The organism is Roseomonas acroporae (assembly GCF_023223525.1).
GTDB lineage: Bacteria > Pseudomonadota > Alphaproteobacteria > Acetobacterales > Acetobacteraceae > Roseomonas_E > Roseomonas_E acroporae.
Map to the genome: position 1 here is coordinate 56,505 of NZ_JALPRX010000006.1, position 22,226 is coordinate 78,730.

Consider the following 22,226-nt stretch of genomic DNA (forward strand, 5'->3'; position numbering starts at 1 on the left):
GCAAGGCCGCGCTCGGCACGTCGCCGCCCGGCGACGGAGCGGCCCCGTCCGGCAGGGCGGGGCGCGACCGGGGAGGGCCGTCAGTTCCGCTCCGGATCCGGGTCGAGCAGGCGCAGCAACTCCTCCGGCACGGGCTCCGAGAGGGTGGCGTCGTAGAGGCGTCCGAGCTCGTCGCGGACCCAGCGGTCGAAGGCGAGCTCGCCGGGCTCGGGCGGCAGGCGGACTTCCCCATCGGTCGCGGACCGTGGATCGGTCGGGTTGCGAGGGGCGGTCATCATGCTCGCCTTAAAGTCCGGCCGGCCCTCGGGTTCCGTCACGGGAGGCTCAGGATGGGGTCGATCTGGCATCGGGCCGGGACGCCAGGGCGATTCCGATCGCGGCACGCAGCGTCGCCTCCTGCCACGGCTTCCGGACCACGAAGGAATCGGGCTCGGCGCGGACCAGGTCGGGGAAGGCGGTGACGAACAGCACCGGCGGCGCGGTCCCTTCCGCCTCCGCCAGGATGCGGCGCGCGGCGACCAGCCCGCTGCCGCCGGCGCTGAGGTGGACATCGGCCACCACCAGCTCCGGGCGCAGCCGCCGCGCCGCCGCGCAGGCGGCCGTCTCGTCGCTGCTGGTGGCGCAGACGGCGTGGCCGAGCGCCTCCACCACCTGCGTGATGTGGGTCGCGATCAGCTCGTCATCCTCGATGATCATCACCCGCGCCGGCACGCTGCGGCGCAGCGCCGCGCGGGCCGCCGCCACCTGCCGCGCCGGCTCCTCGGGTGGCAGGTCGAGGATGGCGGCGATCGCCGCCGGCGGCATGTCCTCCAGCAGGCGCAGCAGCAACCCGTGGCGCTGGGCATGCGGCAGCCGGGCCACCGCCGCCGCCAATCCGCCACCCCGCGGCAGCGGGATCAGCCGCTCCTGCCGGAGCGCGCCCACTAGCACCGCGACCGCACGCCAGCGCAGGGGCCAGGCGGTGGGCCAGGCGGGCCGCTCCAGCTCGGCCCGAAGGGCCGGCACCGCCGCCCGCACGATGGCATCGCCGATCACGGCGTGGCCGGTGGCGGCATGGGCGTAGCGGCGTAGCCGGGGAAGGAGCGCGCCGAGGGCAGCGTGCTGCGGCAGGGCAGTCGCCATGATGGTCGGGAACCTAGGCGGTTACCTCCCGCCGTCGCAAGCGGCGGCGCCATCAACGATCCGGGATCGCGCGCGGCCCCGGCGGCCGCCGTGTCGCGTGGCCGGGCGGCACGCGCGGCCCGGCGGCGGGCGAGGACATCGACACCGGGCGTCCCGCGCGCCTTGATGCGCCGTCCCGGTGGGTGGCCCCGTGAGTCGTCCCGGTGGGTCGCCTGGCCGGATCGGACCCCGGCGGCCGCGGACGCGGCGCGGCGCCGACCCGGCGGGCGGAGGGCGCGGCGGGGGCGGGGCGAGGAAGGAGGCTGCATGTCCGATCTGTTGCGGGACGCCACGGCGCGGCACGCCGCCGGCGACCTTGACGGCGCGGAACGGCTCTATCGGCGCGTGCTCCGGCAGCAGCCGCGGGAGGCCAACGCGCTCAACCTGCTCGGCGTGGTGGCGCGCCAGCGCGGACAGCCCGAGGCCGCGCTGGCGCCGATCCGGCAGGCCCTGGCGCTGCGGCCGGACTCGGCGGTGTTCAACGCCAATCTCGGCGCCGCCCTGGCCGAGTGCGGCCGGCTGCCGGAAGCGGTGGCGGCGCTGCGCCACGCCCTGGCGACACGCCCCGACGACGCGGTGACGCTGCGCAACCTCGGCCAGGCGCTGTGCGCGCTGGGGCAGGCCGTGGACGCGCTGGCGCCGCTGCGCCGGGCCGTGGCGCTGGCACCGGACGCCGCCGAGGCCTGGCTGGCCCTGGCGCATGCCTGGCGGGACGCGGGCGAGGCGGCCGAGGCGGCCGGCGCGGCCGAGGCGGCGCTGCGCTGCGCCGGCATCGCGCCGCCGCTCGCCGCGCAGGCGCGCTTCCTGCTGGCCGCGCTGGGCGGGCCGCAGGCGGTGCCGGACCGGGCGCCGGCCGACTACGTGCGCGACCTGTTCGACGGCTTCGCGCCGCGCTTCGAGGCGGAGCTGACCGGCCCGCTCGGCTACCGCACGCCGGCGCTGCTCGCCGCGCTGCTGGAGCGGTCGGGGCTGGCGCAGGACCGTGCCCGGACCGTGCTGGACCTCGGCTGCGGCACCGGCCTGTCCGGGGCGGCGCTGGCCGGCTTCGCCGGGCGGCTGGAGGGGCTGGACCTCAGCCCGCGCATGCTGGCGCAGGCGCGCCGGCGTGGCCTCTACGACGCGCTGCACGAGGCGGACCTGCTGGAGTGGCTGCCGGTCCACCCTGCCGCCTTCGATCTGGTCGCGGCGGCGGACGTGCTGAACTACCTCGGCGATCTCGGGCCGGCCCTGCGCGCGATGGCGACGGCGCTGGTGCCGGGCGGCATCGCGGCCTTCTCGGTGGAGGCGGGGGAGGAGGCCCCCTACGCGCTCGGCGAGGCGCTGCGCTTCCGGCACGACCCGGGCCATGTCGAGGCCCTGGCGGCGGCGACCGGCTTCGTCGTCCTGGCGCGGGAGGCGGCGGTGCTGCGCCGGGAAAAGGGGCGGGACGTGGCCGGGGCGCTGTTCGTGCTGCGCCGCTAGAGCCGTTCCAGCCTGACTGTATCAGGCCGGAACGGCTCTGACGCCGGCGCGCATCGCCGGCACCGGGGGAACGGAACCGGACCGATGGCGCCACGGGGTCAGCGCGGTTGTTCCTCGACCGAAGGCGCCGCGAAGGCCGGCCGGGGTGCGAGGGGGGCGACGCCGGCGCCGCCCTGGGCCGGCATGGCGAGCAGGCGCTCCGCCAGCACCGCCGGGGACAGCCGCAGCAGGCCATGCGCGGCGCCGGGGCCGATCCCGGCCTCGGTCAGGGCCAGCCCGCCCGCCGCGGCGGCGGCCAGCACGCCGCCGAGGCGGCGTGCCGCGTCGAGGCGCGTGGGCAGCAGGTGGGTGGCGCCCAGCGCGGCGAAGGCGGTGCCTAGCTCGGCGGCCTCGTCCGGATCGAGGCCCGCGGGCAGCACCAGCAGCACCGAGGCGCCGGCGGTGGCGACCAGGCTGCGCAGGGCCGCCGCCTGTTCCGGATCGGCCGGGTCGCAGCCGGCGGCGTCGATCAGCACCGGCGTGCCACCGCCCGGCCGTTGCGCCAGCACCGAGGCGAGCATCGTCCGATGCCGGACCACCGCCAGGTCCAGGCCAAGCAGCCGGGTGAAGGCGGCGAGCTGCTCGGGGCCGCCGGCGCGCATGCCGTCCGCCGAGATCACGAGCGGCGACACGCCCGACAGCACCATCCTGGTGGCGAGCTTGGCGCAGCTCAGGGTCTTGCCGGCGCCGTGCGGCCCGGCCAGCAGCAAGGGCCGGCCGATGCCGTCCGGCAGCGGCATGAAGGCGAAGGAGTCGGCCAGGCCCGCCTCCAGCGGCAGGGCGGCGCAGCGGGCCGCCAGGGGGGCCGCCAGGGCGGCGGGGAGGTTGTGGCGGCGCAGCGCCAGCGCCACGGCCTCGGCGGACGGCCTGCCGGCGGCCGATGGGGAAGGGGGTGCCGGATCCTCGATCTCCGGCTCCGCCGCCGCCGCCAGCTCGACGAGATCGCCGCGCCGTTCGCAGGAAAGGATGATCGCGTCGGCGCCGAACTCGGCGCGGACCAGGGCCATCGCCTCGGCCATGCTGGCCGCCTGAAACTGCTTGGGACGCATGACGGGATCCTGCTCCGCGTGGAGTGTCGGCCTCGTTAAGGGCGAATCGGCCGGCGGGGCGGTTCCTCCCTCGGCCGGAACGACGCGGCGGCGGATGCCGTCGCCGCGGCCGCCCCGCGCGGCACCGGCTCCCGCCGAGCGGGCTCAGATGCTGCCGACGGTCCGGATCCGGGCGCGCGGATGGATCTCGGCCTGGGACAGGACCGCGGTGGCGGGCCGGAACCGCTCGACGATGGCGCGCACGTGCGCGCGCATGGCGGGCGAGGTCACCAGCACCGCCGCCTCGCCGTTGGCGGCGGCGTTGTCGAACACGTCGCGCAGGCGCTGCATGAACTCGCCGAGGCGCGAGGGCGCCATGGCGAGCTGCTTCTCCTCGGCGGGGCCGATCAGCGATTCGGCGAAGGCCAGCTCCCACTCGCCGGAAAGCACGATCATCGGCACGTAGCCGCCCGGGCCGCGCGCCGCGTCGCTGATCTGGCGCGCGAGCCGCGTGCGCACCACGGCGACGAGGCCCGGCACGGTGCGCGCCCCGCCGGCGCAGGCCTCCTGGAGCCCCTCCAGGATGGTCGGCAGGTCGCGGATCGAGACGCGCTCGGCCAGCAGCGCCTGCAGCACGCGCTGCACGCCGCCGACGCTGAGCTGCGCCGGGATCAGGTCGGCCACCAGCTTCTGCTGCTCGCGCGGCAGCTCGTCGAGCAGCTTCTGCGTCTCGGCGAAGGAGAGCAGCTCGGCCATGTGGTCGCGCACCAGCTCGGTCAGGTGGGTGGCGATCACGCCGGCCGCGTCCACCACGGTGCAGCCGCGCGCCAGGGCCTCCTCGCGCCGCGACTCCTCGATCCAGAGCGCGGGCAGGCCGAAGGTGGGCTCGGTGGTGCGCTCGCCGGGCAGGTCCGGCACGCCGCCGGAGGGATCGATGGCCAGCTGCAGCGGCGGCCGCAGCGTGCCGCGACCGGCCTCGATCTCCTTGACGCGGATCACGTAGGTGTCGGGCGCGAGCTGGAGGTTGTCCTGGATGCGCACGCTCGGCAGCACGAAGCCCACCTCCAGGGCGATGGAGCGGCGCAGCCCGCGTATCTGCTCGGTCAGCCGCGCCGCGTCGCCGGCGGCGAGCGAGAGCAGGCCGTAGCCCAGCTCCAGCCGCAGCAGGTCGATGCGCATGGCGTCGTGGATCGGCGCCTCGGTGGGGGCGGCGGGCAGGGTGGCCGGCTCCTCCCTCGCCGCCGCCTCCGCCTTGCGCCGGGCCCAGGCGGCCGTGCCGGCGGCGCCGGCGAGGAACAGGAAGGGAAGCAGCGGCATGCCGGGCAGCAGACCCATCAGCACCGCGGCCCCCGAGACAAGCGCCAGCGGCTTCGGCCCCGAGGCGAGCTGGCCGATCAGCGCCTTGTCCGCCGAGCCCTCGGCGCCGCCCTTGGTCACCACGATGCCGGCGGCGACCGAGACCAGCAGCGCCGGGATCTGCGAGACCAGCCCGTCGCCCACGGTGAGCATGGAGAAGGTGGTGGCGGCCTCGGAGAGCGGCAGGCCGTTGCGCACCACGCCGATGGCGAGCCCGCCGACGAGGTTGATCGCCGTGATGATGAGGCCGGCGATGGCGTCGCCGCGCACGAATTTCGCGGCGCCGTCCATGGCGCCGTGGAAGGCGCTCTCCTCCTCCAGCTCGCGCCGCCGCCGCCGCGCCGTCGCCTCGTCGATCAGCCCGGCGGAAAGGTCGGCGTCGATCGCCATCTGCTTGCCGGGCATGGCATCGAGGCTGAAGCGCGCCGCCACCTCGGCGATGCGGCCGGAGCCCTTGGTCACCACCATGAAATTCACGACCAGCAGGATCGCGAACACGATCAGCCCGACCGCGACGTCGCCGCCCATCAGGAAGCCGCCGAAGGCCGCGACCACGTGCCCAGCCGCGTTCGGCCCCTCGTGCCCGTGCGTCAGGATGATGCGCGTGGTGGCGACGTTGAGCGAGAGGCGCAGCAGCGTGGTCAGCAGCAGCACGGTGGGGAAGGAGGTGAAGTCGAGCGGCCGCTGCAGGAACAGCGCCGTCATCAGCACCAGCACCGAGGCGGTGATGGACACGGCGAGGCCGAGATCCAGCAGCGCCACGGGCAGCGGCACCACCAGCACCACCAGCAGCGCGGCGACGCCGAGCGCGAAGGCGACGTCGGGCGCCGGCCGCGCCGACTTCACCCAGCCGGGAAGGGCGGTGGCGGCCATGGCTCAGCCCCCGGCCGGATGGGCGCCGGGCGGCAGGCCGCCCGGAGGGGCCACGCCTGGGGCCACGCCGGGGACAACGCCTGGGAACATGCCCGGGCCCCCGCCGGGCATCGCCGCGGCGCCGGCCGGCAGCGGGCCGGGCGGGACCTGCCCCGGCACCGCCGGCACGGCGACGCCGAGCGCGCGGTACTCGTGCAGCTTGTTGCGCAGCGTGCGGATGGAGATGCCGAGGATCTCGGCGGCGCGCGTGCGGTTGCCGAGGCAGTGCGTCAGCGTCTCCAGGATCAGGTCGCGCTCCACCTCCTCGACGCGCCGCCCGACCAGCGCGGCGACGCCGCCGGCGGCGGGCACCGGGAGGGGGCCGGCGGGGACGTGGTCGCCCGGCTGGGCCGCCGGTGCGGGTGCCGCCGTTGGGGACAGCTCGACCGCCTCCGCCCCGATCACGTCGCCCGAGGCGAGCAGCACGGCGCGGTGCAGCGCGTTCTCCAGCTCGCGCACATTGCCCGGCCAGGGATGCGCGAGCAGCGCCGCGGCGGCCGGCGCCGAGAGCGGCCGGCGCGGCAGCCCGTTGGCATCGGCGAAGCGGGCGGCGAAATGCTCGGCCAGCGGCAGGATGTCGCCGCGCCGCTCGCGCAGCGGCGGGATGCGCAGCGGCACCACGTTGAGGCGGAAGTAGAGGTCCTCGCGGAAGCGCCCGGCGCGCGCCTCGGCGGCGAGGTCGCGGTTGGTGGCGGCCAGGATGCGCACGTCGACGCGCACCGGCGCGTTGCCGCCCAGCCGGTCGATCTCGCGCTCCTGGATGGCGCGCAGCAGCTTGGCCTGCAGCCGCAGGTCCATCTCGCCGATCTCGTCGAGCAGCAGCGTGCCGCCCTGCGCCTGCTCGAAGCGGCCCTTGCGCTGCGCCACGGCGCCGGAGAAGGCGCCCTTCTCGTGGCCGAACAGCTCGCTCTCCAGCAGCGATTCCGGCAGGGCGGCGCAGTTCAGCGCCACGAACGGGCCGCGGGCGCGGCGCGAATGCCGGTGCAGGTGGTGCGCCAGAACCTCCTTGCCGGTGCCGCTCTCGCCGGTGATCAGCACGCTCGCCTCCGAGCGCGCGATCTGCGTAGCGCGGTCGAGCAGCCCGACCATGGCGGGGTCGCGGCAGATCGGCCCCTCCGGCTCGCCCGAGGCCGCCTCCAGCATCGCCGCGATCAGCGCGGCGTCCGGCGGCAGCGGCAGGAATTCCTTGGCGCCCGCCTGGATCGCGCGCACCGCGGCGGCGGCGTCGGCGTTGCGGCCACAGGCGATGACGGGGCAGTTGATGCGCTCCTGCGCCATGGCCTGCACCAGCCAGGCGACGTCGTGGCGCAGGTCGCACAGCACCAGCTCGGCACCGGCATGGCGCAGCCGGTCGAGCCCGGCCGCCGCACCCTCCGCCTGCGCGAGCTGCGCGCCGCGCGCGGCGGCGATGCGCGCCGCCTGGCCCAGCTCGCCTTCCAGCGATCCGATGATCAGCACGCGCATGTCACGCGCTCCGGTCCGCCTTCACGATCTCGGTCATGGTCACGCCGAGCCGGTTGTCGTCCACCATCACCACCTCGCCGCGCGCGACGAGGCGGTTGTTGACGTAGATGTCCACCGCCTCGCCCAGCTTGCGGTCCAGCTCCACCACCGCGCCGCGGCCGAGCTTGAGGAGCTGGCTGACCTGCATGGTGGTGCGCCCGAGCACGGCGCTGACCTGCACCGGGATGTCGTAGACGGCGCCGAGATCGCTGGCGGGCTGGCCGGTCGGAGGGCCGCCCGGCGGGCTACCCGACGGGCCGCCCGAAGGACCGATCGTCGTCGCCAGCGTGCCGACGCCGCGTGGCTCGGCCGCCTCGGCGCCGCCGAGCGCCTCGAAGCCCTGGGTTGCGGACATGCTCAGCCCTCCTGGTCTCGTGTGGTTTCGCCGGGCGGTGCGAGCCCGGCATCGCGCAGCGCCCCGCGCATCGCCGCGAGGCGTGCCGCCAGCCGTCCCTCGGCCATGCCGTGCCGCCAGGCCACGCGGACATCGCCCGGCGGCAGCGCGGCGTCGGCCAGCACCTCGATCCGCGGATCCTGCAGGCGCGCCGCGACCGTCGCCTCGAGCCCGGCCGCGACGTGCACGCGCAGGCCGGGCTCGGACGCCAGGCCGGGCAGCAGCGATTCCACGAGGCGCGCCGAGAGGGCGCCGGCATCGCGCGCGGCGGCGCCGGGGAGGGCGGCCTCCAGCGCGGCGAGCAGCAGGCCGGCCAGCGCCTCGGCCTGCCGCGACGCCGCCTCGCGCCCGGCCTCCGCCGCGCCGTCGAGCGCCGCGGCGATGTGGCGGAGCGCCTCGGCGGCGCGGGCGGCGGCGTCCGCGGCGGCCTCGGCCAGGGCGGCGGCGCGCCCCGAAGCCTCGCCTTCCCGGCGGGCGGCCAGCACGGCCGCCTCCTGCTCGGCGATGCGCAGCGCCGATTCCCGGGCCGCCTCCTCGGCGGCCAGTGCGGCGGCCAGCGCCGCCGGGGCGGGCCCGGGCGCGGCGGCGGGCGGCGCCTCGGGCGGCGCGTCCAGGTCGGGCAGCAGGATCGCCAGGGCGCCGCGATGCCGCGGCGGCGCCAGTGGCCGGAAGTCGGCGAGGTGGGCGGCGGGCAACTCAGTACACCATCTCGTCGGCGGCCTCGCGGGCGTCGCGCAGCCGCACCTGGCCGCTCTGCGCCAGCTCCTTGGCGGTCGAGACGATCGCCGCCTGCGCCTCGTCCACCTCGCGCAGCCGGACCGGCCCGAGCGACGCGATGTCGTCCTTCAGCATCTTCCCCGCGCGCTCCGACATGTTGCGCAGGAACATGTCGCGGATCCCGTCCGAGGCGCCCTTCAGCGCCAGCGGCAGCTTGTCGCGCTCGACGCTGCGCAGCAGCGTCTGCACCCCCGGCCCATCGAGGCGGGCGAGGTCGTCGAAGGTGAACATCAGGGCGCGTATCTTCTCGGCGGCTTCGCGGTTGCGCTCCTCGAGCGCCGAGAGGATGCGCGACTCCGACTGGCGGTCGAGGCTGTTGAAGATCTCGGCCATCATCTCGTGCGCGTCGCGGCGCGAGGCGCGGGCGAGGTTGCTCATGAACTCGGCCTTCAGGGTGCGCTCGACACCCTCCAGCGCCTCCTTCTGCACGGTCTCCATGCGCAGCATGCGCATGACGACCTCCATGGCGAAGCCCTCGGGCAGCAGCGCCAGCACCTTGGCGGCGTGCTCGGCCCTGATCTTGCTCAGCACCACGGCGACGGTCTGCGGGTACTCGTTCTTGAGGTAGTTGGCGAGCACCGTCTCGTTCACGTTGCCCAGCTTGTCCCACATGGTGCGGCCGGCGGGGCCGCGTATCTCCTCCATGATCTGCGCGACCCGCTCCGGCGGCAACGACTTCAGCAGCATCCGCTCGGTGCTCTCGAAGCTGCCGGTCAGGCCGCCGGCGCGGCCCATGGAGGCCGCGAATTCCTGGCACAGCGCCTCGACCTGCGCCGCCGTCACGGTGCCGAGGTTCGACATGGCGACGGAGATGTCGCGTATCTCGTCCTCGTGCATCCGCGCGAACAGCCTGGAGGCGTTGTCCTCGCCCATCGCCAGCATCAGGGTCGCCGCCTTCTGCGGCCCGGTCAGGCGCGTCGTCGTGCCCGTCATCATCATGCCAATCCCCTAAGCCAACCCTCGCAGCCCCTCACGAAGCCCCTTCCGGCGACAGCCAGCGGCGGAGCACGCTCAGCGCCTCCTCCGGATGGCTCTCCACCATTTCCACGATGCGGTTGATCGAGGAGGCCCGCATCTGGCCTTCCACCATGGCGAGGCTCACCATGCTCTCGTCCTCGCCCCCGGAGGCGCCGGGCAGCGCCGGCGTGCCCGACTGGCCGCCATCGGGCGAGGGCAGGGCGCCGGCCGCCGCCGACTCGGTCAGCGCGACGGGCGGGGCGAGGCTCGCGGCGAGGCGGCCGGCGATCGGCCGGCCCACCAGCAGGATCGCGGCCAGCGCCACCAGCGCCAGCAGCCCGGTCTCGGCCAGCCGCGCCACCGTCGCCGGGCCGAGGGGCAGGCCGAACGGGCCGCCCGCCGGCGCCGCCGCCTCGTCCTCGGGGGCGGCGAAGCGCATGCTCACCACCTGCACCTGGTCGCCGCGGCGCTCGTCGTAGCCCACCGCGCCGCGCACCAGCGCGGTCAGCCGCTGCAGCTCCTCCGGCGTGCGCTCCCGCCAGCGCGCGGCGCCCCCCTCGCCGGGCTCGCTGACGCCGTCCACCAGAACGGCGACCGAGATGCGCCGCACCACCGGCAGCTCGCGCGTCACGCTGCGCGTGGTGCGGCCGATCTCGTAGTTCGTGGTCTCCTCCTGCCGGTTCTCCTGCGTGCCGCCGTTGCCGTTCGCGGCCTCGGCGTTAGGCAGGTTGTTGCCGACGGAGACGTTGGCCGGCTCGCTGTTGCGGTTGTTCTCGCTGTTGGACTGCTGCGAGCGCGGCACCTGGTTCTCGGGGTCGAAGCGTTCCTCGGTGGTCTGGACGCGGTCGAAGTCCATCTCCACCGCCGCCTCGGCGCGCACCCGGCCGGGGCCGAGCACGCGCTCCAGCATCTCCTCCACGGCGCGGGCGATGCGCAGGCCGTTGGCGCGGCGCATCTCCTCCTGGCTCTGCGCCGCGACCGGGCCGTTCAGCGCCTCGCCGCCGCGCGCCAGCAGCTCGCCCCGCGAATCCACCACCGAGACGTGCTGCGGCCGCAGCCCCGGCACCGCCGTCGCGACGAGGTGCAGCACCGCCTGCACCCCCTCGCGGTCGAGGCGCTGCGCGCCCTGCATGGTCAGCACCACCGAGGCCTGCGCCTCGCCGCGCTCGCGCGAGAAGGCCTCGCGGCGCGGCAGCACGAGATGGACGCGCGCCGCGCGCACGCCGGAGAGGCTGCGGATCGTGCGCGCCAGCTCGCCTTCCATGGCGCGGACCCGGTTGAGGTCCTGCTGGAAGGGCGTCGTGGTCAGGCTCTCGCCGCGGTCGAACAGCTCGTAGCCGACGCCGCCGCCCGCGGGCAGCCCGTCCCGCGCCAGCAGCAGGCGCAGGCGCGGCACCTGGTCCTCCGGGGCGAGGATCTGGGTGCCGTTGGCCGTCAGCCGGTAGGGCACCCGCTGGCGGTCGAGCGCCGCCACCACCTGCGCGGCGTCGCGCGCCTCGAGCTCGGCGTAGAGCACGCCCATCGGCGCGTCGCCCGCGCGCAGGGCGAGCCATGCGAAGAGGCCCAGCATGGCCGCGCCGACACCGCCGAGTGCCGCGAGGCGCAGCGTGCCGAGCGATCTGATCTGGGCGATCAGGCCGCCCATGGCCGGCCCGGAAGGTTGTGCGCCAGGCGCATCCGTCCATCTCTCCAACCCGCGTCCTGCGGGTGAGGGGACTCTGTTCCGCTTCTCCTTTCGGCCCTGTTAATCGCGAGGCGTTGCCCGCGGCATCCCCCGCCGGACGCTCCGGCGGCACGGGGAGGGCATGGCCCGGAGGGACGGCGCCGGGCGGATCAGCCGCCGCCGGCCAGGCCGCGCACCTTGTCGAAGCCGACGGTGAGGCCGCCGAGCACGAGCTGCGCGGTGCCGTTCACCCGCTCGGCGGCGGTGGCGTTGGCGACCACGGTGTGGCTCAGCGCCGTGGTGCTGCCGGTGCCGGTCAGGCCGGTCACCTTGATGCCGTAGGCGCCGTCCGCGTGCCGGGTGCCGCTGCTGTCGCGCCCGTCCCAGCTCCAGGTGGTCGAAGCCGAGCCGAGCGCCACGGTGGCCGTGCGCAGCACCTCGCCGGAGGCGCCCAGCACCTGCACCTGCGCCTGCGTCGCCGTGCCGGCCGCCGGCAGCCGCACCTGGCCGACTCCGTCCTGCAGCGAGAGCTGGTCCGACTCGACCTCCACCGCCTTGCCGACCAGGCCGGAGGCCGAGGTGACCTGCGCCACCTGCTGCAACGCCACGAGCTGCTGCAGGTTGGTGTTGGTGGCGATCTGCTGCTCCACCGAGGTGAGCTGCACGAGCTGCTGCGTGAACTGGTTGGAATCGACCGGCGCGGTCGGGTCCTGGTTCTGGAGCTGCGTCGTCAGCATCGTCAGGAAGGTGTTCATGTTCGTGCTGAGCGAGGCCAGCGCGCTGGAGCTGGCGGTGCCGGCGGTCGTGGTCGCGCTGGTGGCCGAGGTGACGGTCATCGGAAGGGACTCCCTGTTCAGATCGAGAGGTCGAGGACGGTGAGCGCCGCCTCCGGCGCGGCGGCCGGGCGGGCGGCGGGGAAGGCGGCGCGGGGCGGGCCGCCGCGCGGGGCGCGCGCGCCCTGGCCCTGGCCGCCCCCGGCGGAGTCGCCGCCGGAATTGCCGCCGGGGTCGCCGCCCGCTCCCGACCGGACGCCATCCTGGTTTTCCCAGCCGACGCGCCCCTGGCCCTGATCCGGGGGCGGGCCGTCCCACCCCTGGCCACCCCCCCCTTGGCCACCCCCCCCTTGGCCACCCAGCGAGAAGCTCAGGCTGCGCTCGCCGGCGCCGCCGAGCCCGGCCTGCTGCAGGGTCCGGTCGAGTTCCGGGGCATCGCGCTGCAGCAGGGCGAGGGTTTCCGGCCGCTCGGCCGAGACGTGCACGGCAACGCTGCTGCCGTCGGCGGCGCGGTGGATGCTGATCTCGACCCGGCCCAGCTCGGCGGGCGCGAGCGACAGGGTCAGCCGCGGCGAGCTGCCCGGCCCGAGGGCGAGGGCCACCGCCATCGGCGCCACCTGCTGGGCGATCGGCGGGGGCGGGGTGGCGCGCGTCGCCGTCGCGGCCGCATCGACCGGGCGTGGCGTGGCGGCTTCCGGCGCCACGACGCCGGCCGGCACCGGCAGCGCGGGGGCCGCGTCCGCCGTCGTGGCGGGCCGGTCGGCCTGCTCCTGCGCGACGAGGGCGGCGCCGAGCGGCGAGGCGGCCGGCCGGGCCGGGCCGGCGTGCCAGGGAGTGCCGGCGACCGCGCCGCCCCCGGTCGTCGCCTGGCGTCCGGCGTCGGGCGACGCAGGCGTCGCGGGGGCGGCGATCCCGGTCGGGCCTGCCGCGTCGGTCGCGGCCGGCGCGCCCCGGTCGCTCGCCGCCGGATCGACCGCCGCCGTGACGGAGGGCCGGGCCCGCATCGGCACGATGCGCCACGTTGCCGCGCCGTCGCCCGGGGCGGTGCCCTCCGGCCGTGCCATCGCCGTGCCGACGCCCGGCAGCCCGGCGATGGCGGCCGATGGAAGGGTCGCTGGACGATCCCCGCTGCCGTCCGGCATGGATGCCGTCGCCGGCGCCGAACCGTCCCGGGCATCCGGGCGATGCCGGATGTCGGCCCTCCCGTTCGGGATCGTGCCGGCCAGCGGCGGCACGCCGGCCGGGATCGCCACGCCGGCAGCCATGCCCGCCACCGGCACGGCGCCGTCTGCGACACCGGGAACGGGTGGTGCGGCGGGCGCGTCCAGGGGCAACGGCCCGGGCGCGTCTTCCGGCGCGATGGTGGCGCCGGTCTGCCGTGGCAGGTCACGAACCGCACCGGCCGCCGCCCGTGGCGCCGCCGGGACATCCGCGACGCCGGCGACCGCCCGTCGCGGCGCGGCCATGGATGACGGGACCGTCCTTCCGGCGGCGGTGGCTGGCGGGGCGGTCTCGGATGGGGTGCCGGGCTCCGGCGCGATGGCCGGGCCGTCGACCGTCGTCGCCGACATGGTGCGCGCGGCGGTGCCCGTGCCGGCCGCCTCGCCCGTCGCGCCCGCCGCGTCGGCTGCCGCCGGCCCCGGGATCGTGCCCCGGGCGGGAAGCGCCGTCGGCACCGTGGACGGCGTGCCGATACCGGTGGCGGCAGCGGGAGGTCGTGCCTCCCCGGACCCGCGCGCAGGTTCCGGGATCGCAGCCGGTGGCCATGCGCCGCCCGGCGCGACGGGGCGGGGCGACGGTGGCCGGGCGGCGTCCGCGAGCGGCCTGCCGCCGGGGATGACCGGAACCGGCGCCGATGCCGGCGCCGCGGCCGGTTCCGACGGGGCCGACGCCGCCCCACACTCGGCCTTCGCGCCGTCCGGCCGCGTCGCGGGCGCGAGGCCGGGGCCAGCCTTCGCATCGTTGGGCACCAGCCCGCGCACCGGTTGCGGCCGGCCGGTGGGCCAGCCGGTGCTTGCGCCCTCGAATGCTTCCGGTACCGATCGCTCCTCGGCCCGCGTCGCCGCGCGCGCCATGTGCCGTCCGCTGCCGGTCGTCGCGGGCGCCGTCGGCGCGGCCGCCATGTCTTCTTCCGCCGCCGGAAGCGGTCGCGCCGCGTCGGAAGGCACGGCGGCCGCGTTGCCCGCGGCGGGTCTGCGCCAGGGTGTCGCCGGCGCGGTGGCGGCCGATGGCGCGGCGTCGGCGATGGGCGCCGCGATGACGGCCATGGCGGCCAACTCGGGCGGCGTCGCCGGCGCGATCGCGGCGCTGCCGGCGGGCGCGGCCGCGTCGGCCGAGGTCGCGGCGCCGTCCGGCCAGCGCCGCGTCGCGCCCTGTGCCCGCGCCCCGCCGTGGCGGGATGCCGACGGCGCATCGGGCATGGCCGCGATCTCCGCCGCCGTCCCGCCGCCCGGCGACGCGGCCGCCTCCCGCCCGGCCTCGTGCCGCGGCGGCGTTGCCGATGTCTCCGGCTTCGCGTCGGGATCGCGACGCGGCGTGGTGCTGTCCGGCATCCCGGTGCCGGCAGGCGGCACGCGCCGGTCGCCGCGCGGGCCCGCGGCATCCTCCGCCACGGCCGCGCCCGGCCCGGTCGCTCCCTGTCGGATCACGCCCAGTCCGGCCGCGCCCAGTCCGGCCGCGCCAGGAGCGGATGGCGGCCCGCCGGCCGGCGTGGCGGCCTCGGGCGCCTGGGTGCCGGCCATCAGCACGGCGAAGGCGTTGCCGGGCGACGCGGCGGCGACGCCGGGCGGCGCGGCGACCCGGGTCGCGGACGGCAGCGTCGGGGCGGCGCCGGCGGAGCACTCCATGAGGCGGATTTCCATTCGGTCTCGTGCGCCAAGGCCCAGGGCAAGCGCCGGGCCACGCCACGCCGGCGCGCGGCAGGCAGCAACGCGGCCGTCGCAGGCAGTTTCGGCCGCGGCACCGGCAGAAGCTGCCGCGGCCGGACGGAAATCCCCGGCCGCAGTCCTGGCATGGCGGTTGCGGAAGGGGCGGCACTTCCTTCGCCACCCACCCCAGAGAGGACCGCATGTCCCTGTTCGGCGCCATGACCACCGCGATCAGCGGCCTTACCGCCCAGAGCAAGGCGCTGGGCAACGTCTCCGAGAACGTCGCGAACAGCCAGACCGTCGGCTACAAGCGCACGGATACCAGCTTCAGCAGCTACCTGACGGTGTCGAACCAGCGCGACAACCTGTCCGGCTCCGTGGTGGCGCGGCCCGACTACGTCAACACCGTCCAGGGCACGGTGACGCAGACCGACAACACCCTGGCCGCCGCGATCGCCGGGCAGGGCTTCTTCGCCGTCTCGCGCGCCGTCGACACCAGCAACGGCCAGACCACCTTCGACTCGCGCGACATGTACACGCGCGCCGGCGACTTCAGCCAGAATTCCGACGGCTACCTGGTGAACAGCGCCGGCTACTACCTGCAGGGCTGGAGCGTGAACGGCGACGGCACCATCGACCGCACCAACCTGTCGCCGATCCGCATCGAGGAGGGCGTGTACAACCCGGTCGCCTCGTCCACCATCACCCTGGCCGCCAACCTGCCGACCAGCCCGACCGACAGCACCGCCACCGCCACCTCGCCCCTGACCGGCCAGGCGCAGATCTACGACAGCCTCGGCAACAGCCACAACGTGACCATGAGCTGGGTGAAGGATACGTCGGCCGCCAACACCTGGCACCTCTCCCTCACGTCGAGCGACGTCACCGGCGCCTCGGCCGCCTCGCCCGCCACGCTCGGCACCTACGACGTGACGTTCGGCACCGACGGCACGCTGTCCTCGCTCACCCTGACCGGCTCGACCGCGGGCAGCGGCGTGACCACCACCCAGACCGCGGGCAGCCCCGCCACGCTGAGCTTCGCGGCGGACTACTCGGGCGCGGGCACGCAGTCGCTGACCCTCGACCTCGGCCGCTTCGCCCAGAGCTCCGGCCTGACCCAGACCACGGGCACCGAGTACAACGTGCGCAGCGTCTCGGCCGACGGCTCGGCGCCCGGCGCCTTCTCCTCGGTCTCGATGCGCGACAACGGCGACATCGCGATCAACTACGACAACGGCCAGTCCCGCATCATCGGCCGCGTGCCGATCGTGACCTTCGCCGACCCGGACAAGCTGCAGCGCCTCGACGGCCAGGCCTTCCTGCGCTCGGTGGAAAGCGGCGATGCGCGCGTGACCGACAACTCGGTGAACGGTGCCGGCAAGCTGGTGGTGGGCTCCGTGGAAGGCTCCAACGTCGACATGGCCAGCGAATTCTCGAAGCTGATCGTCGCCCAGCGCGCCTACACGGCCAACACCAAGCTGGTGACCGCGACCGACGAGATGCTGCAGGACACCATCAACATGCGCCGCTGACGCGGCCCGCCGACGCCCCGGACGGCCGGGGCGGGCGGCAGCGGCGGGCGACGCGCGGCGCCGGAGGCACGCGCTGCCGGCGGGCCGGAACCGGCCCGGCAGGCTGGCCGCATCGCACGGGGGCGCCGGGCGGCGGGGCCGGGCCGCCACGACCGGCGGCAAGTCGGAATTAACCTTCGGCGCCGCAGGATGGTCCCGCCATGAGCCTGAACGCAGCCCTCTCGATCGCCCAGAGCGGCCTGTCCTACGTGCAGCGCGCGCTCGTCCAGACCTCGAACAACGTCGCCAACGCGGACGTGGCGGGGTATTCGCGCAAGCAGGTCGCCGCGCAGACCATGGTCGCGGGCTCCCTGGGCTCCGGCGTGCGCACCGGGGTCGCCACGCGCGACGTGGACGATGCCCTCAAGACCCAGCTCGACGCGCAGTCGGCCGGCGTCGCCGCCGCCACGGTGCGCGAGCGGCTCCTGACCGGCGTGGAGGCCGCGCACGGCACCACCGGCGGCGGCAACTCGCTCGGCAGCCTGGTCTCCGCCCTGCGCAATTCCTTCTCCGCCCTCGCCGCCAGCCCTTCGGACCAGACGCTCCAGAGCGGGGTGGTGCAGGCGGCGCAGGATTTCGTCGATCGCGTGCACACGGTCTCGGACGCGCTCGACTCCGCCCGCCAGCAGGCGCAGGACGGCATCGTCACCGAGGTGGAGGCGATCAACCGCGGGCTGAACGGCATCGCGAAGCTGACGCGGCAGATCCAGACCGCGCAGTCCGGCGGCGCCTCCACCGCCGAGCTGGAGGACCAGCGCGACCAGGCGATCTCCGCCCTCTCCGAGGCGATCGAGGTGAAGGCGGTGCGTGCCGAGGATGGCGGCATCACCCTGATCGGGCGCAACGGCCTCGTCCTGCCCCTGCAGGAGACGGGCGACGCCCTCGCGACCGGTTCCGCCAGCGCCGCTTCCGGCACCTATCACGGCAGCGGCGGCACGCTGCCCGGCGTCACCCTGGGCGGCGTGGACATCACCGGCAACCTGCGCGGCGGCAGGCTGGCCGAGTACGTCTCGCTGCGCGACACGGTGCTGCCGCAGTACCAGTCGGAACTCGATCTCGTCGCCGCCAACACCGCCTATCGCTTCGGCCAGCAGGGGCTGAACCTGTTCGGCGCCTCGGACGGCGCCGGCGGCGTGACGGTGCCCGACGTCACCCAGCCCTATCCGGCGGGCGGGCAGGGCGGCTTTGCCGCCACGATCGCGGTCAATCCGGCGGTGCGGGAGAAGCCTTCCCTGGTGCGCGACGGCACGCAGGCGACGAGCGGCGTGGCGGCGGGCTTCACGCCCAATCCGGACGGTGGGCCGGCCGGCTTCACCGCCCTGATCGACCGGGTGCTCGACAGCACCTTCGGCACGACCATGGCGGCGGGCGTCACCTGGCCGCCGATCGCCACCGCGGGCCTCGGCGGCGACGGCAGCCTGCACTCCGGCTTCACCGCCTCCGGCACGCTGGAGGGCTACGCGGCGCAGCTCACCACGACGCAGACCGCGAGCCGCGCCGACGCCTCCGCGGCGAAGGAGAGCGCCACGACGCAGCGCGACGACCTGCAGGGCCGGGTGAGCACGCGCTCCGGCGTCGATTCGGACGAGGAGATGGCGACCATGGTGCAGCTCCAGAACGCCTATGCGGCGAATGCCCGCGTGATGACCACGGTGCAGTCCATGTGGGACGCGCTGCTCGCGGCGGTGCGTTGAGCCATGGCCATCACCGGACTGGCGCTGGCGCTCTACACCGCCTCGAAGCCGTTGCAGTCGCGCCTGCAGACCCTGACCGCGCAGAGTTCGAGCGGCCTGATCGGCGAGCGCTTCGGCGACATCGCCGTCGGCGCCCGCCGCTCCCTCGACCTCAGCGCCGAGATCGCCCGGCGTGACACCTACGCCACGAACCTGGCCCGTGCCGGCGCCGTCGCCACCACGACGCAGACGGCGCTCGGCCGGCTGGCCACCATCGCGAAGGATTTCCTGAGCCAGTCGACCAGCCTGCTGCCCGGCGACGCGACCGCGGTCGAGGCAGTGGCCGAGCAGGCGAGGCAGGCGCTGAAGGAGGTCGGCGCGCTGCTCAACACGCGCAGCGGCGAGACCTACGTGTTCGGCGGCTCGGACACCGCGAATCCACCCGTGCCCGACGCGGCGGACATCGATTCGAGCGGCCTCGTCACGCAGATCAGGGCGGCGGTCGCGGGCCTCGGCGGCGGCAACGCGGCGTCGGTGCTGGCCACGGCCAAGGCGGCGGCGCAGAGCGACGCGGCGGGCACCACGGTGTTCTCCGCCTTCCTCTCGGACCCTGCGGCGGGCGGCAGCGAGTCGCCGCGCAGCGTGCCGACCGGTGACGGGCAGTCGGTGCCCTACGGCCTGTTCGCGAACCGCAACACCGCCGTCGTGTCCGACGGCGAGACCACCGGTTCCTGGTCGCGCGATCTCCTGCGCGGCCTCGCCACCCTGTCCGGCCTGACCGCCGACAAGATCGGCGAGAGCAGCGACTTCAGCACCCTGGTCGGCTCGGTGACCGACACCTTCCGCAGCGCCGTCGGCGCGCTCGGCGTGGAGGCCGGCGTGCTGGGCGACACCCAGGCCCGGATGAAGACGCTGACGACCGACCATGCCGCGGTGACGATCACGCTCAAGAGCCAGCTCTCCGACCTGACCGAGGTGGACATGGCCGAGACGCTGACCAGGCTGCAGAACACGCAGACCCAGCTCCAGAGCAGCTACCAGGTCATCGCCAAGGTGTCGGGCCTGACCCTCGCCTCCTTCCTGTAGCGGGGCGCGCGGTGTCGGGCCGCCTTTCAGCCCCCGTTAAAGCCTGCCCCGGCATCATGCCCGTCCGTCGCAAGCGCGTCCCCGCGGCGGACGGAAACAGTCGGCGCCACAAACGGCCGCCGCGGAACCAGGAAGATCCGCCATGTCCACCCTCGTCCTCGAATTGCGCCAGGGCGACCTGATGATCATCAACGGCGCCCCGATCCGCTTCCGCAACCGGGTGCGGATCGAGCTGGCCGCCAAGGCCCGCTTCCTCTTCGGCAAGCAGATCATGCCGCCCGAGGATGCCTCCACCCCCGCCCGGCGCATCTACTTCGCCCTCCAGACCGCCTATATCGGCGAGGAGGACGAGCGCGAGCAGGGCCTCGCCCAGGCGCGCGCGCTGATCGGCGAGTTCGCCGCCGCGACCACCTCCGCCCTGGTGCAGGAAGCGCTGGACCGGGCGCTCGCCATGGCCGAATCGGACGACTGCTACGGCGCCCTGAAGCTGATCCGCCGCGTCGTGGCGCACGAGGCGGCGGTGCTCGACCTTCCGTTGCCGGAGCGGCCGGTAGGGCGGCATGCCGTGACGGCAGCCCCCGCATGAGCGCGATCCTGAGCGCCTCCATGGTGACCGCGCTGTTCGGGAGCAGCAGCAGCGGCACGGGCAGCGCCGCGAGCAACCCGGCCACGGCGGTCGCCGCCCTGCGCCGCGCCACGGCCGACGGCGCCGAGACCAAGGGCATGGCGCGGCAGGGCAAGGATCCGGCCACGATCCGCCAGATCGCGCAGTTCCGCACCGCCGTCGCGAGCGCCAAGAGCCTCGACGCGGCGCTGAAGGACCCGCGGGTGCTGGCCGTGCTGCTGCCCTCGCTCGGCCTCGCCGACCAGGTGAAGTACCCGGCGCTGGCGGCGAAGGTGCTGGCCTCGGATCCATCCGACGAGAACAGCACCGTCTCGAAGCTCGCGAACTCGACCTGGACCGAGGCCACCAAGACGCTCGGCCTCGCCGGCAGCGGCCTGGCCGGTCTGCAGAAATCGTCCACGCTGACGACGATCGAGGAGAATTTCGTCCGCTACCAGTACCGGCAGAGCCTGGACAAGGAGAGCCCGGGCATCTCGGATGCGCTCTACTTCTCCGAGAACGCGGCCGACAACACCAACGTCTACAACGTGCTCGGCAACGCGGTGCTGCGGCGGGTGGTGACCGGCGCGCTGGGCCTGCCGGACCAGATCGCCGTGCAGCCGATCGAGACGCAGGCGACGGCCGTCACCTCGCGCCTGAACCTCGCCACCTTCTCGGACAGCGCCGCGGTGAAGCGGCTCGCCGAGCGCTACGTCATGCACGCGGCGCAGAACCAGTCGGGCACGGACAGCGGCACCAACCTGCTCGCCCAGTTCGGCTGGTCGGCGTGAGCCTTCCCGACGGGCCGTGCCGCCGCCGGCCGCCTTCAGCTCTCCAGCTCGATGTCCCAGTACAGGTAGTCGCGCCAGCTCTCGTGCAGGTAGTTGGGCGGGAAGCTGCGGCCGTTCTCCTGCAGCTCCCAGCTCGTCGGCTGGCGCGGCGTCTGGCGCGGCATCATCTGGCACTCGCGCGGCAGCTTCGAACCCTTGCGCAGGTTGCAGGGGCCGCAGGCGGTGACGACGTTCTCCCAGGTGGTGCGGCCGCCGCGGCTGCGCGGAATCACGTGGTCGAAGGTCAGCTCCGGCGCCGGGAAGCCCCTGCCGCAGTACTGGCAGTCGAAGCTGTCGCGCAGGAAGACGTTGAACCGGGTGAAGGCCGGCCGCCGCGCCGCCGGGATGTACTCCTTGAGCGCGATCACGCTCGGCAGGCGCAGCGTCAGGGTCGGCGAATGGACGGCGGCATCGTACTCGGACAGCACCGAGACGCGGTCGAGGAATACGGCCTTCACCGCGTCCTGCCAGCTCCATACCGAAAGGGGAAAGTAGGAGAGCGGCCGGAAATCGGCGTTCAGCACCAGGGCGGGGAAATGAGCCCCGAAGGATTGACCGCCGTCAGGCAAGCGCCGCTCCCTTCAGCGACGTGCCACACAAATCCTGGGCCTGCTATCAACGAATAGGCCCCAGATGCTGTGGCGCCGCCGCATTGACCGCCGCCTATTTGCCATCGCCGGGCGTTCAGGGCAACCCGGCGTCGCATTATTTGCATGTTACAGGACTGCCCCGGGCAGCCCTGCGTCACCCCAGCACCCGGCGCAGGAAGCGCGCCCCGGCCAGCAGCCCCGCCTCGTCGATGCCGTGGCCGAGGCCCGGCGTGTAGTGGGCCTCCACCGGCAGGCCGATTCGCCGCAGCGCCGCCTCCGCCGCGCGGCTGGCCGCCACCGGCACCACGTCGTCGGCCTCTCCGTGCACCAGCAGCACCGGCGGGGCGGCGCGCGGCGTGGCCGCCACCCCGGCCAGCGCGCCGGAATAGGCCAGCACGCCGGCGGGCGGCACCGGCCGGCGCAGCCCGGCGAACAGCGCCGTCATCGCGCCCTGGCTGAAGCCCATCAGGGCGCAGCGGCCGGGTGCCAGGGCCAGCCGCGCCATCTCCGCGTCCAGGAAGCCATCCAGGAGGTCGGCGGCGCGGCGCAGGCCGGGCACCAGCACCGCCGGGTCGCGGTCGGGGCGGGCGAACCACTCGGCCAGGCTGAACCACTGGCGCCCGGGCCAGCCCGGCGGCGCCTGGTCGTGCGGGAAGGGCGCGTCGGGCGCCACGAAAAGCGCCCCGGGCAGGGCGTCCGCCCAGCGCGACGCGAGGTCGATGAGGTCGCGGCCGTCGGCCCCCACGCCGTGCAGCAGCAGCACCAGCGAATCCGGCACGCCGCCCCCCCTGGGGCCCCGGCGCGGCCCGTCCAGTTGAATGATCGCCATCGCCCGTCTCCCGCGCCATCCGGCGGCATCCCGCCCGGCCCGACCTGTCGCACGATCCGGCCCGCCGGTGCCATGATCCGGTACGCGCCCGCGGCCGGGCGCCGTCGTCCACCCGCCGTGCCGGCGCCGGCCGCGTTCCGGCGGGCGGAGGG

General features: G+C 75.3%; 19 protein-coding genes. 6 read left to right on the forward strand and 13 right to left on the reverse strand.

Annotated elements, in window-relative coordinates; genetic code table 11:
• Positions 1–80: 80 nt before the first annotated feature.
• Both M0638_RS01395 and M0638_RS01400 read right to left on the reverse strand, forming a co-directional pair.
• The gene (locus M0638_RS01395) at positions 81–278 is read right to left on the reverse strand and encodes a hypothetical protein (RefSeq protein ID WP_248665159.1); all 198 of its coding nucleotides are present in this window, start codon (positions 276–278) and stop codon (positions 81–83) included.
• A 46-nt stretch (positions 279–324) separates the two neighbouring features.
• The gene (locus M0638_RS01400) at positions 325–1,122 is read right to left on the reverse strand and encodes a response regulator (RefSeq protein WP_248665160.1); all 798 of its coding nucleotides are present in this window, start codon (positions 1,120–1,122) and stop codon (positions 325–327) included.
• 306 nt (positions 1,123–1,428) lie between these two features.
• On the opposite strand from M0638_RS01400, the gene M0638_RS01405 reads away from it, so the two are divergent.
• On the forward strand, positions 1,429–2,622 hold the full coding sequence (locus M0638_RS01405) for a methyltransferase domain-containing protein (RefSeq protein WP_248665161.1): 1,194 nt from the start codon (positions 1,429–1,431) through the stop codon (positions 2,620–2,622).
• A 98-nt stretch (positions 2,623–2,720) separates the two neighbouring features.
• On the opposite strand, the gene M0638_RS01410 is transcribed toward M0638_RS01405, so the two are convergent.
• The 9 genes from M0638_RS01410 to M0638_RS01450 form a co-directional block, all read right to left on the reverse strand.
• Positions 2,721–3,710: a flagellar biosynthesis protein FlhF gene (locus M0638_RS01410; RefSeq protein ID WP_248665162.1), complete on the reverse strand. Its 990-nt coding sequence runs from the start codon at positions 3,708–3,710 to the stop codon at positions 2,721–2,723.
• 144 nt (positions 3,711–3,854) lie between these two features.
• A complete protein-coding gene (gene flhA, locus M0638_RS01415; protein WP_248665163.1) occupies positions 3,855–5,918 on the reverse strand; it encodes a flagellar biosynthesis protein FlhA in 2,064 nt (687 codons plus the stop codon).
• Positions 5,919–5,921: 3 nt separating this feature from the next.
• The gene (locus tag M0638_RS01420; protein WP_282571775.1) at positions 5,922–7,421 is read right to left on the reverse strand and encodes a sigma-54 dependent transcriptional regulator; all 1,500 of its coding nucleotides are present in this window, start codon (positions 7,419–7,421) and stop codon (positions 5,922–5,924) included.
• Between the two features lies 1 nt (position 7,422).
• Positions 7,423–7,815 carry a flagellar motor switch protein FliN gene (gene fliN, locus M0638_RS01425; protein WP_248665164.1) on the reverse strand — a complete coding sequence of 131 codons (393 nt, stop codon included), beginning with the start codon at positions 7,813–7,815 and terminating at the stop codon, positions 7,423–7,425.
• 2 nt (positions 7,816–7,817) lie between these two features.
• Positions 7,818–8,549: a FliH/SctL family protein gene (locus M0638_RS01430; RefSeq protein ID WP_248665165.1), complete on the reverse strand. Its 732-nt coding sequence runs from the start codon at positions 8,547–8,549 to the stop codon at positions 7,818–7,820.
• Between the two features lies 1 nt (position 8,550).
• Positions 8,551–9,564 carry a flagellar motor switch protein FliG gene (gene fliG, locus M0638_RS01435; protein ID WP_248665166.1) on the reverse strand — a complete coding sequence of 338 codons (1,014 nt, stop codon included), beginning with the start codon at positions 9,562–9,564 and terminating at the stop codon, positions 8,551–8,553.
• Between the two features lie 37 nt (positions 9,565–9,601).
• On the reverse strand, positions 9,602–11,233 hold the full coding sequence (gene fliF, locus M0638_RS01440) for a flagellar basal-body MS-ring/collar protein FliF (protein ID WP_248665167.1): 1,632 nt from the start codon (positions 11,231–11,233) through the stop codon (positions 9,602–9,604).
• Between the two features lie 188 nt (positions 11,234–11,421).
• Positions 11,422–12,087 (reverse strand): flagellar hook assembly protein FlgD, encoded by a 666-nt coding sequence (locus M0638_RS01445; RefSeq protein WP_248665168.1) that lies wholly within the window; start codon positions 12,085–12,087, stop codon positions 11,422–11,424.
• A 17-nt stretch (positions 12,088–12,104) separates the two neighbouring features.
• Positions 12,105–13,166, reverse strand: a complete 1,062-nt coding sequence (locus M0638_RS01450; protein ID WP_248665256.1) for a flagellar hook-length control protein FliK — start codon at positions 13,164–13,166, stop codon at positions 12,105–12,107.
• A 1,925-nt stretch (positions 13,167–15,091) separates the two neighbouring features.
• On the opposite strand from M0638_RS01450, the gene flgE reads away from it, so the two are divergent.
• The 5 genes from flgE to M0638_RS01475 all read left to right on the forward strand — a co-directional run bounded on the left by flgE (position 15,092) and on the right by M0638_RS01475 (position 20,616).
• Positions 15,092–16,423 carry a flagellar hook protein FlgE gene (flgE, locus tag M0638_RS01455; RefSeq protein ID WP_248665169.1) on the forward strand — a complete coding sequence of 444 codons (1,332 nt, stop codon included), beginning with the start codon at positions 15,092–15,094 and terminating at the stop codon, positions 16,421–16,423.
• Positions 16,424–16,623: 200 nt separating this feature from the next.
• Entirely contained in the window at positions 16,624–18,156 is a 1,533-nt protein-coding gene (flgK, locus tag M0638_RS01460) for a flagellar hook-associated protein FlgK (RefSeq protein WP_248665170.1), read from the forward strand.
• A gap of 3 nt (positions 18,157–18,159) precedes the next feature.
• Entirely contained in the window at positions 18,160–19,221 is a 1,062-nt protein-coding gene (locus tag M0638_RS01465) for a flagellin (protein WP_248665171.1), read from the forward strand.
• Positions 19,222–19,363: 142 nt separating this feature from the next.
• A complete protein-coding gene (locus M0638_RS01470) occupies positions 19,364–19,807 on the forward strand; it encodes a flagellar biosynthesis repressor FlbT (protein WP_248665172.1) in 444 nt (147 codons plus the stop codon).
• Positions 19,804–20,616, forward strand: a complete 813-nt coding sequence (locus M0638_RS01475) for a DUF1217 domain-containing protein (RefSeq protein ID WP_248665173.1) — start codon at positions 19,804–19,806, stop codon at positions 20,614–20,616. Before M0638_RS01470 ends, M0638_RS01475 begins: the two co-directional genes overlap by 4 nt.
• A gap of 35 nt (positions 20,617–20,651) precedes the next feature.
• Here the strand turns inward: M0638_RS01475 and M0638_RS01480 are convergent, their stop codons facing one another.
• Both M0638_RS01480 and M0638_RS01485 read right to left on the reverse strand, forming a co-directional pair.
• A complete protein-coding gene (locus M0638_RS01480) occupies positions 20,652–21,224 on the reverse strand; it encodes an HNH endonuclease (protein ID WP_248665174.1) in 573 nt (190 codons plus the stop codon).
• A 175-nt stretch (positions 21,225–21,399) separates the two neighbouring features.
• Positions 21,400–22,074, reverse strand: coding sequence for an alpha/beta hydrolase (locus tag M0638_RS01485; RefSeq protein WP_248665175.1), 675 nt, complete (start codon positions 22,072–22,074; stop codon positions 21,400–21,402).
• Between the last annotated feature and the right edge of the window lie 152 nt (positions 22,075–22,226).